Source organism: Chitinophaga sp. YIM B06452 (assembly GCF_039655965.1).
GTDB lineage: Bacteria > Bacteroidota > Bacteroidia > Chitinophagales > Chitinophagaceae > Chitinophaga.
Window position 1 is genome coordinate 1,590,756 of record NZ_JAWLKY010000002.1, and the last position, 12,216, is coordinate 1,602,971.

The window sequence follows — 12,216 nt, forward strand, 5'->3', positions numbered from 1 at the left end:
TTAAAAGAACTTTACGGTTTCTTTTTCCTGAACAACAGCCACAGCAGCAGGATGATCAGCAACAGGATGATCCAGATGCTCCATGCCGGCAGCCCGATGGATTCCAGCCATTTTTTGATCTTGTCTATGAAAGAATCGCTCTTGCCTGCATTTTCAAGCTTGCCGGTATAGATCTCCTGGCCGAGCAACACCAGTTTGGTAGGCTGGTCTATCGCGCCGGTGAAGGTGATGGTGTAACGGCCGTCCTGGTGGTCTACCACGCCCGCGATCTTTATATCTGTATTGGAAACGGAGAAAGCGGGGCCCATAGCAGGACCGACATACTTCCCGTAACTGGTCATGGGCCTGAGGTTCATTACCAGCTGGCCGTTCTGGATGGTGGAGGTCACTTCGGATTTGGAAAGGTCCACGCTGGAGAAGGTCACATATATGCTTTCCATGAATGTACGCTGGAACTCGCCAATGTCGTCGTTCTTCGCTTTCACGAGGTACACGAGTTTGTACACGCCGGCTACGGATAAACCATCGAAGCTGCCTTCGTATTTCCCGTCGGCTGTATGTTTAAGCTGCACGATGTTTTCCACTGGTTTAAAGAGCGCGCGGAAAGCGGAATCCGTTTCCCACAGCTTGTTGTATTTCTGTACGCCTGCCGATGCGGAGTCTGTACCATCCGGCTTTATGTTCTTTTCACTGCGGGCCAGCACATCACCCAGGTCTTCGCCGGGGCGCAGCACCACGCATTTCACGTCGGCGTCTTTAACAGGCAGCCGCAGTTTATCGAGCAAAAATGAAATGGGCAATTTGTCGTTCACTTTCGGCGCAGTATTGCCCAGCGTACGTTTCATGTGCAGCCGGTGATCGTCTGCCAATACATTCAGGTTCACGAAACGCAGGTTCATGCCCGAATCTGCTGCCTGTACGCTCCATTTGCCGGCCGGATCCAGCGGGGGATGGCTTTCCGGGGGATCGCTGAAATCGATCGTGAGCAGGATGCTGTTGGTATAATTGCCTACCCAGGTCACCCTGGCATAATTTTTCACATCCTTCCCGTCCTTTTCCACGCGGAGAAGTTTGTATACCTGCATCAGCTGCGGCACTTCCAGCTTGCGGCCTACGGTGAATTCAAGCAGGAGCTTGTCTACTCTTTTATTGAGCGGGAATGTTTCTACGGGAACGGCGCCCATGGTGGGTAACGATTTGAACGCAGTGGTTACGATCTGCGGGCTGAACTGCGAGAGCATGGTCACGAACTGGTTCACGAAGCCCATAGACAGGCTGCCGCTTGCCAGACCGCCCACGAAGGTGAAGTTGGTACCGTCCAGCGTGGTGTTGTAACTGCCGCGGTTGGCGGTGGCCAATGCAAGCAAGGTAGTATGGAAAGGGCCGCTGGGGCTGCCGATGCCGATGGTCGCTATTTTAATACCGCCCGCGCCTGCGCCGCCGGGAATAGTGGTGCCATCGCTGTAACCTGTGCCCATCGCGTTAACCATGGGCAACTGGTTCTGCTCACCGTCGGTGAACACGAGTATGCTGCGGGCTTTCGTTGCGTCGGAAAGCATGGTGGTGGCTGATTTCAGGCCTGCGCCCAACGCGGTCATGCCGGTAGGAACAGGCGTTACGGCAACATTATCGATATCTGTACCCACTGCTGTGGCCAGCGTATTGTCTACCGCGCGAAGCGTTCCGCAGCAGGTGGAAGCCGGTGTGGGCGTAGTGGCGAAATAAGTGATGCCAAGGCGGTTGCTGCCGCCGATGGATTGGTAGAGGTTAGCAAACCCGCTCACTGCCTCCTTGAGGGCATTCCAGCGGGTGGGCGCGCCGGCATCGGCCGAGGTGGGCGACAGCATGCTGCCTGACCGGTCCAGCACCAGCACAAGGTCCAGCGATTGGGTGACGCGTATTTCGAAATTACGCGTTCCGTTGGTGGCAGAAGCCTGGTCTGTTACACGGAGGGAAAAGCTCCAGGCGTCCGCTACTGTGGGGGTACCGAATATCTTCACCGTCTCCAGGTCGCTTATCGGCGCGTTTTCAGCGGCAGGCAGCTGAATGGTAAGGCCGTCTTTGGTGAACCCGTCGCCGCCTGGCAAAGCAACTGCCCCGCCGGGGAACGCCGCGGCAAATTCCCATAACACGGTACCACCGGTGCCGCCTGGCTTGATCGTTAATGGGGATCCCATGGGTATGGCTACGTTGATAGGGAGGTTATAGATGTGGTCTGGATTCACCACGCCTACATTGATCGTTTCCTGGCCATTTACCAGGATGGGGAGGGATACAACAAGGATGCACAGGAATAGCTGCCTGAACATTTGAAGTAAGTTTTTCACTTTTGGCTTCATGATATTTGGTTTTTTGTTTTAGTTCTACATCCAGTTTACCAGCAGCAACGGTTCCAGCCAGGGCAGCTTCACGGTAGAGCAGCCCCATGGAAGGCGCGCCAGCAGCACGTCCTGCGCGAGGCGCTCCACATCCAGCTGGATGCCTTTCGGCGATTGTTGCAGCTTGCCATTGCGCGACAGGAATCCTTCGCGTAAGCCGTCTGCCGTGGTATTGCGCAGGGCTGTCCAGTGGCGGAGTACTGCTTCGAGCAGTTCCGTGCAGGTGGCTGTCTCTTCAGGCAGCAGCGGCTCTTCGGCGGGTAAAGGCGTGGCAGCATCCATGCCGGCCAGTATTTTATGGAACAACAACCTGTATTCCGGCACTTCGCTGTTGCCGTACGTGAGGTATGCCATCAGCCGCACCGCACGAAAAGGCGCTGCCGCGGAGGACCATTGTTTGTTTTTCCACAGGCCGGTGCTGCTGAACAGTTCAGTAAGAAAGGGGTGTAACAATATGAGGCCGGCCGCTTCCACATATAAAGCCTCGTCCGGTAATAGTTTCCGGAGTGCGGGGAATGCTGGTTCTCCTTTCTCTCCGGCATAACCAGGTTTCGGAGCATTCGCTGTTGCTGCGGTATGCTGAGATGTTTGTTGTTTTCCTGATGCCTGTTCGCTGCCGGAAGATTTCCCTGCCGCTGTATCTCCTGCTTCTACATCAGGAGTTTCCTTGCGGGTATTAAGTTTGCCGGGGTCTTTAACCGGTACATGTTCGTCAGCCTCCGCAGATTTTTTATCGACATCATATTTCCCTGGCCCGGTTACCAGCGGCTCCAGGTAAAGGGCATATTGCCTCAAAGCCTCATGATCCTTTCGTTCAGCGCATGCTGCATATATTCCAGCGACAATTTCTTTGTTGCATTCTGAAAAGAGCAGCAGGACTGTTTCCCTGGAAAGCATCTCCTCCGTGGCATTCACGCGGGCCTTCCAAAAGCGCTCGCGGAAGTACGGGTACATGGAAATATCTTTCCTCACAACATCCGCGAACACTTCCCACTCTTTCTTTGCCGACATGCCATGTAATCCGCACCGGTGCAGGAATTCCAGCATCATTTCATCAGGAAAATGATTAATGGCCCTCACCAGCGCAACTTCGTTCCTCATCAATAATTGCAGCAGCCGGGAAATGAGTTGTTCGCTGAAGATGTTGGCATTGAAAAGTCTTTCGGCTGCCGTAAACCACCAGGGCAACCGGCCTTCCGATAAAAAATATAACAGCGCTTCCTCATCTGCCGTGGCAGTGTTCAATACTCTTTCAGGCGGAACTTCAGCCGGGGAAACACTAGCAGATGATTGACTGGCTGTTTGTTGAGAAACAAGTGTTTCCTGCGCGATTGCTTTTTCCCTGCATTCCAGCAGGCGCTCGCTAAGCATTTGCACGAGCCGTCCTCGCCCTTCCTTCACGAAACTTTCCTGCGTAAAAACGCCAAGGTCAATTTCAATGGAATCGATGACCAGGTGCTCATCCGAGGGCGGCAGCGCATCAAAACATTCTTCAATGCCAGGCGCAATGATAGTCCTGTGGTGGTTTGCCACAGACTGCTCCCATTCAAAACCAGGGCGCTTGCTATCGCCCTGCATTTCGAATACCTGTTTCTGGATGATATGTTTATCCGTTTTCAAGATCTTCGTAAATAAGGTTGAGCACTGTTACCAGCGAATTCCTCAATGGCGCGATCACTGTTTCATTGGTTTCATCTGCGATCCATGCTTCCTGCCATGCACGGTACCGGGTCTCGAAATTCCCGAAGCCTGGCGGGTTCACCGGCGCGCCGGGCAACTCACGGTCTACCCACAACACGCGCGGGAGAATATGTGAAGGGCAGCTTTTGCGTACCTGCTGCTCCGCATGTTTCCGGAACTCGGCGTCACGGTATTTTTCCGGGCGGGAAAGCACTCTTGGCCCGCCGTTGAAGTCCTGCGCATATCCTGAAGGGAATACAAAAGTCACCTGGAATGAATACGGGTCTTTCACATCCTTGATCGCCAGCTCCGTAGCAGGCGGCTCTTTCGGCGCCAGCAAAATATGCTCGGCCATATAAAAGCCTTCCGCACTCATAAAGCGGTGAAGATGCTGCCATATCTGCATTACAGCGGCCTTGGCCTGCGCCATGGTGGCGAATACCGCCGGCGCCTCCGCTAACGGTGTACCATCTTGCAGGCGCAGCTCCACGCCGAAAAAGTTCGGGCCCGATTGGGTGATGTGAAAATTATCATAACGCAGACCGCGGCTGATCGTAGTTTGAATGGCGGCTTCCGCGGCGGCAACGGCCAGCGGGTCCGTAGCGGCTGTGTACCCGGCGCTGCTGCGCAGCAGTTCCACGCCGGCAAAGCCCGGCAGCGACCATAACCTGAACATCTTCTGGATAGGCGGTGGCTCGTCGTATATTTCAAAATAAACGCCCGGCTCAAAAAGCAATGGCCTGCGTTCTTTCACCACTACTTCCAGCAGGTGGTGCAGGCGGCGTTCCAGGGGTGTCAAAGAATAGGTTCTCCAGTGCTGCAACATCGCGTCCACAATGGAGTTGATCGCAACAGTAGCCGCTGCCGGATCCGGGAATACGACCTGGCTTACTGCCACGGCGTCTTCATCAGGATGCGGCTTCAGCACTACTCTCAGCGATGCGCCTTCGGCCTGCGTGCTGAAGTTCGCGGTGAATTTGGCAAGCGCCATAGCCGTGGCCGCATTCATATGCGCAACGGCTTCGGAGGCTACCGGCACGGCATGGCGCAGTACCGGCACACCCGCGGCATCCAGCAGCTGCCAGCCGGTAGCGCCTTGTGCGGGAAATACCCGCAGCAGGTGCGCCGCATTCCACACGGGATTGCCGAATGATTGCGCCCGGTGCCGGCTGAGGGCAGGCAGGTCGCGCAGGAAGGCAGACTTCTCGCGGATCAGCTGTTGCGAAGCCTGGTCACGCTGTGCCTGCTGCACCTGCAACAGCTGCGGCAGAGTCAGCAATGCGGCGTTCGGCACAATGGAAGCTTCATGGTACGCCAGCGAAGTAGTATCATACATGTCTTCGCCAAACATGGCCAGCAAATGATTCAGCACGCGGTTGCGGCGCGCGAGGAACTGCTCCCTGCTTTCGGAGGCCTGCGTCAGCGCAGTGCGGTAGCTGTTATTTTCGTCGTTCATGAACTGCCCGAAGTCTGTACCGTTAAAGCCGCGCAGCAGTTGCGCTGCCTGCGGCAGGTGATACAGCGGTTGCTGGAACACGGTCCTTTCCTCATCAGGCGCAGTGGAAAAGAATGAATTCAGATTGCCCAGCTGGCTGGAGAGGCCGGCAGTGAGCTGTTCGAAAAAGAAAAGATAACCCTGCAACTGCAAAGCCTGCGCACGTCGGGCCTCAGTGGCGGTTTCCGGCAGGCCGGCATAACCTACGCCATACACCACCGGCAGATCCTGCTGGATCGGGTAATAAGAAGATACGGGGTAATTGTCGCCGGAAGGCAGCGGGATGTCGTCAGGCCCTGTAACGGGACTGCTCAATTCTTCCTGCTTCCGGGTTTCAAACAAGGTGATGGCCAGGTTCAGATCGTAAGGGATGGCCAGCCCGTTCCTGTAAAATACGATCTTCGATTTGGTAGGACTGAGATGCGGCACATGCTGCTGGCTGTTGATCAGGCAGAGTGCGTCGCGGGCATTGGTGGTGATCACCCGGTTGTCCATAAACAGCGCCAGGCTTAGGTTGCGCACAGCACTGATGCGGCGGGAGGTCACGTCTTCGCGCTGCTCTACGTCTGTAAGGCGCGAATCGCGGTGCTGGAGAATGAGGCGCAGGATATCTGAAGTGAATACGTGTTCCGGCAGGTTGGTAGCCGTCAGCTCAGCATCCGGCAAAAAACCGGAGGCCATCTGCGGCCCTTCGAAGATATCATCTGCTTCCAGTTGCCGCTGCAGCGCAGGCAGGCTACGGAAGAGGTTTACAGGTGTAATATAACGGTCTATGCTCAGCAGGATGTCTGCCAGCAGTTCTTCGAGTATCACGCCGGCATTCACGTCGATGTTCGCGGTAACGGCCACTTCCTGTAACCTCACGGCCTTGAACGCGGTGAAATCTTCGCAGAGATTGCGGTAAGCGGCCATGTGCCGCTGGATGGTTTGTACGGCGCTGCCGGCGCGTGTTACCCAGCGGTTGTATTGTTTCATCACCGACTGGTCTGCCGGGGAATTATCGCCCAGCGTGTCTATCAAGGTCATCAGCTCGTTCAGCACAATCGGTATTTGCGTCAGCGGGTCCGCCAGTGGAGTGTTGATCTGCGCCACTATGGTAAGGTCCTGGTTGGCTACGGGGCCTACCGGCGGCTGGTATTGCACGGTGATACGGGCAAACCAGGAGGTAGTGCCTTCGATCGGCGTCCAGAATACGCCGGGGGCAAAAGCCTGGAAGGTCACATCCTGCAGAGTTACATCCTGGCTGAAAGGACGGGCTTCTTCTTCGTCCCAGAAAGGCAGGGCCACATCTATTTCCACTTCAAACCCCAGCAGCAATGGCAGTACGGTTACGGCAAAATTGTTGCTGTTGAGCTGCTTGTCCGCGAATTCCAGCAGCACCTTTATTTTGCCGGCGGGTTCTGATTCCAGCGGGAACACCCATGCGTTCTGCACCATCGGGTGGTCGATGAGGATTTTTCGTATATCCCTCTGGGTGACAGGCGCTACGGGCAGGATGTTGGCGGCGGTCACGAAGTCCTGCGGGCGGCCGTTTGCATCGCTGGCCAGCAGGTCGCGCATGGGCATGCTGCTCCTGAGGCCCATTTCGGTGATGGCATAACAGCATGCTTCCAGCAGCGTGATACCCGGATCGTGGAGGTTGTGATCCGTCCAGCTGGTAGCTGCCACGCTGCGCAGGAGCTTCAGGCCTTCTTCACGGAGGAAGGCGAAGTCCTGGCTCTTCATCTCAGGCGGACCGGTATAGATGTGGGTTACTTCGTCCATCGGTTATTTTTTTCCTTCCAGTTTTTTGATGCGCGCTTCAAGGCCCGCCACCCGCTGCGTCAGCTCCTGTATGGCGTTTACCATCACGAAGATCAGCGGGCTGCTGTTGAACATCACGAGGTCTTCCTCTTTTTTCGAACCATCGTCTGTAACAGCGCCGGTAGAGGTCATGTAGGGAAATATCTCGCGGATCTCCTGCCCTATCACGCCAAATTCTTCTATGTCGGGGTTCGTGTTGTATTTGCCGTTGTAGTTAAAACGTACGGTCCTCACCTTCATGAGTTTTTCCAGGCCGTCTTCAAAGTCGCGCACGTTCTGTTTGGCGCGCTCGTCCGAAACGGCGAACCAGGTGCCGCCTCCTACTGATTTGGCGGCGTGTCCGGCTACCTGCAGCAGGTGCGTGCCGTCTGTCGTGGGCAGCACTGCATTGTTGCCTATGATCACGATGCCGTTCAGATCGATATGCATGCGGGGAGTAAGGCGGCCATGTGTGAAAGCAATGGGCTGGCCTGCCGGCGCGTTGATGTTCACGTCGCCGTTGGGGCCCTGCCTTAAAGCGAAGGTGTTATTACCGGTGGCCTGGTTCACATGCGCAAACTGCGCCATGTTCACTGAGCCGCCTTGTCCGTTGCTGATCACCGCTGTACCGAAACGCACGCGTTCGCCTGCTACTTCGTTGCTGGCCAGGTTCACATCCAGCCTGTTCACCGGCGGCACGCCAAAGTTGCCGAGGCCGATGTTGCCGGCGCCATAAGCGAAGTGCGGACTGTTGGCAACAGATACAAACGGGCCGCTGGCGCCGGCTACGGCCCCCCATACTGCGCCGTTGAAAAATTGCACCTGCCCGCTGTTGAAGCGCAGGGTACCGGGTTTGCCCACGGTAGCATCCGCCAGGTTGAGGCCGGCGGGGATGTTGAGATTCCTGTTCACCGGGTCAACGGTCACTGAATCGTCCAGCTTGTTGATGAAGGAATCGATGAGGTCTCCAAAATCTGCTCCGGTTGGGCGTTCCCCATCTCTGAATTCCTGTTTTAAATGGGTTTTGCTACGTTCCGCCATGATGAAAGTTTTTAAACAATTATGAAATAATAATGAAATCAAGTCCGATGATCATTTGCCCGATACCGATCTGCGTGCCCTGGCAAACGGAAGCGCCTGCCTGCAATGCCTCGATGCGGTGCGCGGTGTTGGATACCAGGATGGTGTCTGGCCTTGTTGCCATGGCCACATCCACGGGCTCGCCGATCACAAAATCCACGTTGATGGCCTTCCCGCCTAATCCCGTCACGGAGTCAGACACGGAGGGTTCCAGTGAAAAGCCGATGATAAAATCCGCGCCGATCTCCATTTCCCCGATACCACCGCCGATGTTGCTGTTGTGGCGGTGGTATAATTCGAAGTCCACTACAAAATCCACATACCCGCGCCCTTCAATGAAAGCCAGTATCTCAGATGCATGCAGCTTGCCGCCGAACATGATGTCCTGCCCTTCCCGGTAAGCCCAGGGGCTGAGGAATTTTTTGATCTCTTCTTCCAGCACTATTGCATAATACCCGGGGTCGAACTCAGGGTGGAAGCTTACTTTGCAATCCACCAGCAATGTTTCGTACACGGGATTGGTAACATGCAGCTTCACGAAGGGTGAAGTGAATGTTTCATTCATGAAAGTGCCGATCTCGCGCAGCCGCTGGAGGTTCACTTTGGGCTGAAGCGGGTCGCCGGTGGGCCGCTGCCGCCAATCCGGTACCACTACCAGGCGTACGTTGCCGGGCCTGAACCAGTCTTCGGTATCGGTATGGGGCAGGCATTTTACTTTGAACAGTTCGGGGAAATATTCGAGGATGAGCCTTTCATAATCCCAGCCCGCCACAGCGCGGTTCTTATGCCGCAGCCTTTCGCTTACGCGGCGGTAAAAAGCGGCGTCCGCTTCGGGATGCTGGCCGCCGAATGAAGGGTAAGGCTGTGTTACTTTTTTGAGCGCAGGCACTTTGCGCACCAGCTTGCCCACGGTATTGGGCGCCAGCGGCTGCGCCAGGTGCGCTTCGTAGCCCGCGGCCCCTGCATCGGGCAACACCAGTGTGGCCGTGCCGGCCTGCGTAAATATCTTGCCAATGGCCGCCGCCCCGCCGGGATTATTGGCTACGTGCACGCGCAGCCAGCGCATGCCCGCAGGCATCAGGCTGTGCTGTAGCGATGCATCGCGCCCCATATTCAGCCTAATGATGCCGGGCTTCTGGAAGCCGCCGGTGCTTTCTTCAAGAATATCCGCAACGGCTACAGGCTGCCAGCGGTGGCCTGCGAGATAGCTCCATTGCAGGTCGTTGCTGTCCAGCAATGCATCGCCTTCCACGCTGCCTTCTTCTACCTGGAACAGCAGCGATACGGATTGCGGCGCATTCGCATTTTGCAGGCCGATATATAAAGCGCCATCGCCGGGCTGCGCGGGGATCAATGGAGAGATATCGCTCTTCTGCGATTCAGCAGGACCGAACACATCCTGCAAAAAGAACTGGTCTGTACCGTTGGGGGCATCCGGGCGGAAAGTGTCCGCTGCGGCATAGTCCATCGTGACAGTCTTGAGCGTAGGCGTATACGGCGGTTTCGGCAGCTTGGGCGCCGTAGCGCTGCTGCCGGTATGTTTGCTCAATGCGATCACCTGTTTGGTATAAGCGGCTGAAAACGCTTTGTGGCCAAAAGCTTCGAAAGGTGCTTCAGATGAAGCATTGCCCAGCTCTTCTTTGGTAGGGCCCGTAAGCACCACGCGCAAAAATCCCTGGTTCACCATGTTGGTGAAACCTGCGCCGATCTGCAGCGAGGGGTCACGCACGAAAGGCGCGTTGGCTGTTTTCAGCGAAAAGGTGAATTCGTTGACGGTGAGGTCTTTGGGATTAGCTGTATTTCCCGCGTCGAATATCGGGAAGGTATGCAGCAGGCGCGTGTTCCAGTTGCGCTTGCTAAGCAGGTCTATCGCCACATGGAAGCTTAAAGGGCTCAGTTCTTCATTGCTGCCGTAGTGGGCGTAATGGGAACCAAAATCAGCGGGCGCGTCCTGCCATTCAAGTTTTATGTTCAGCGACTTCAGCGTTTTGCTGAAGATCTCGTTGTTGCCGATATAAAAGTTGGAACCGATCAGCGGCTGCGCCGTAAAGGGAAGGATCGGTTTGTCTGAAGGCTGTATGGCCTGGTCGTTTTGCAGTACGAGGTTCTTCATCCCTGTTACGGCCACATCCACCGTCACGCTTTCCACGGTGAAATTCCGGAAGGTCTCCATCAGGAAACTATCCGGCAGCAGCAACACCCGCATCACGGGCCAGGCGGTGCCAAAGGACGCTGCATGCACGGCTTCGTTATAAGCCGTAACAGCGGGCAGCGATTCATTCAGGGTAACGGTCACTTCCAGCGTAAAATCATTCTGTAAAGTACTGGACTGGTTAGGAACGGTCAGATCCGGTTTCAGTTCCACTTTGGTTTCCATACCGGTTCTCAGCCATTCTTTTTCGGTGGTGAGCTGCGGTTCAAAAAAAGGCGTGAATATCTGGAAGGGATGTTTGAATCCCGGGAGGGACTTGAGCCGCACTTTCATAAGGATCACCCTTTTGCCTTCTGAAAGGAAAAGATTCGGCGAAGCAACCGCCCACCCGAGAGAGGCCGTTTGCATCAGCCGCGATTCCTGCGGGGTAGACAACTGCCGCGCCCCGAACGGCCTGAAAGCGGTGGCCGTGCTGTTGAGCACCTGCGTTGCATCGTCTGCTTTAAATATGATGCCCTTGTTGTTGATGGAATATTCGGTAAAGCTGCTGCGAAGCATGCCCACGGCGGCCTGCGTGATCACGAGGTCGTTATTCAGCGCATAATGCAATGGCAGGCCCGTGGCGGTCTTCCCGCCATCCAGCAGGGTGCCGGCGTTTACCAGCAGCGGCGCCGCGTTCTTCGCCAGCTCAAACAGCACATGCACTTTATCGGGCGTGGCGGGATTTCTTTTGAGCTGCAGAACTTCTTCGTAGTAATAGTCGAGGCGCTTTTTGGTGAGCTGGTTCATATCGTCGCGCGCAATGGCATATACGCGGAGGTAGGCCAGCAGCAGGGCCAGGTGCGGGCTGAGGTCACGGGTATTGGCAAGGAAGGCCTGGAGCCCGGTTTCGTCCATGTTCTTTAAAAGGTCGAAGAAGGCCTGCCAGTCGCCCTGCGGCATTTTGTTTTCATCGTAATACCTGATCTGCCCGGCCATCTGATGTACAAAGCGTACCAGTTCGCTGGTTGTACGGCCGTCTATCTTCACGGTACCGGGGTCCAGCGCGGGCTGCACGCGGGCAGTCTGGTTCACGCCGTCGGTAGACAGCAGGTATTGAAAAATATTTTTACTGGTAATGCTCATGTTACTTTTCTGTTAGGTAGAAAGGAAATACCAGGTTGCTGCGGCTGTTCGTGCTTCTGACGGTGTAATCCACATGGATGCTCACTTTGCCGGTTTCCCTGTCTTCGGGCAACAGCTTCACTTCGTTGAGGTCTATGCGGGGTTCGTACAGCAGGAGCGCTGTCCTGATCTCATGCTGGATAGCGGTAGCGGTGGTAGTACCGAGCGATTCGAATATCCAGCGGTCGCGCTTCCAGCCAAAGCCGGGCTGCATAACGCGCTCACCCAGTTCCGTAGAAAGGATCAGGGAGATGCTGCTGCGGATGTCTTCTTCCGCTTCCAGCATTTTCACTTCTTTGTCGAGTTTGGAGAAGACGGGCGGGAAGCTCCATCCTCTTCCGAGAAAAGCATTTTCCTGGGGCATCGCAAAACAATTTTTAATTCTTCAGGTCTTCATTAATCAACCGGGGCGCACAACAAACTTTCTTTTCGTCCTGGGGAACATCATACTGTCTTCAAACGTGTAATTTCAAACAAGCAGCGTG

6 protein-coding genes are annotated in these 12,216 nt (G+C 55.5%); all 6 read right to left on the reverse strand.

Annotation, left to right across the window (positions count from 1 at the left end; genetic code table 11):
* Window positions 1–11: 11 nt before the first annotated feature.
* The 6 genes from R3I13_RS16430 to R3I13_RS16455 are packed head-to-tail and all read right to left on the reverse strand — an operon-like array spanning window position 12 to window position 12,095.
* On the reverse strand, window positions 12–2,309 hold the full coding sequence (locus R3I13_RS16430) for a VWA domain-containing protein (protein WP_346319040.1): 2,298 nt from the start codon (window positions 2,307–2,309) through the stop codon (window positions 12–14).
* A gap of 54 nt (window positions 2,310–2,363) precedes the next feature.
* Window positions 2,364–3,998, reverse strand: a complete 1,635-nt coding sequence (locus R3I13_RS16435) for a contractile injection system tape measure protein (RefSeq protein WP_346319041.1) — start codon at window positions 3,996–3,998, stop codon at window positions 2,364–2,366.
* On the reverse strand, window positions 3,985–7,317 hold the full coding sequence (locus tag R3I13_RS16440) for a hypothetical protein (protein WP_346319042.1): 3,333 nt from the start codon (window positions 7,315–7,317) through the stop codon (window positions 3,985–3,987). The genes R3I13_RS16435 and R3I13_RS16440 overlap by 14 nt, the downstream gene beginning before the upstream one ends.
* Before the next feature lie 3 nt (window positions 7,318–7,320).
* The gene (locus R3I13_RS16445; RefSeq protein ID WP_346319043.1) at window positions 7,321–8,376 is read right to left on the reverse strand and encodes a tail fiber domain-containing protein; all 1,056 of its coding nucleotides are present in this window, start codon (window positions 8,374–8,376) and stop codon (window positions 7,321–7,323) included.
* Between the two features lie 19 nt (window positions 8,377–8,395).
* Window positions 8,396–11,692, reverse strand: coding sequence for a baseplate J/gp47 family protein (locus R3I13_RS16450; protein ID WP_346319044.1), 3,297 nt, complete (start codon window positions 11,690–11,692; stop codon window positions 8,396–8,398).
* A 1-nt stretch (window position 11,693) separates the two neighbouring features.
* Window positions 11,694–12,095, reverse strand: coding sequence for a GPW/gp25 family protein (locus tag R3I13_RS16455; RefSeq protein WP_346319045.1), 402 nt, complete (start codon window positions 12,093–12,095; stop codon window positions 11,694–11,696).
* Between the last annotated feature and the right edge of the window lie 121 nt (window positions 12,096–12,216).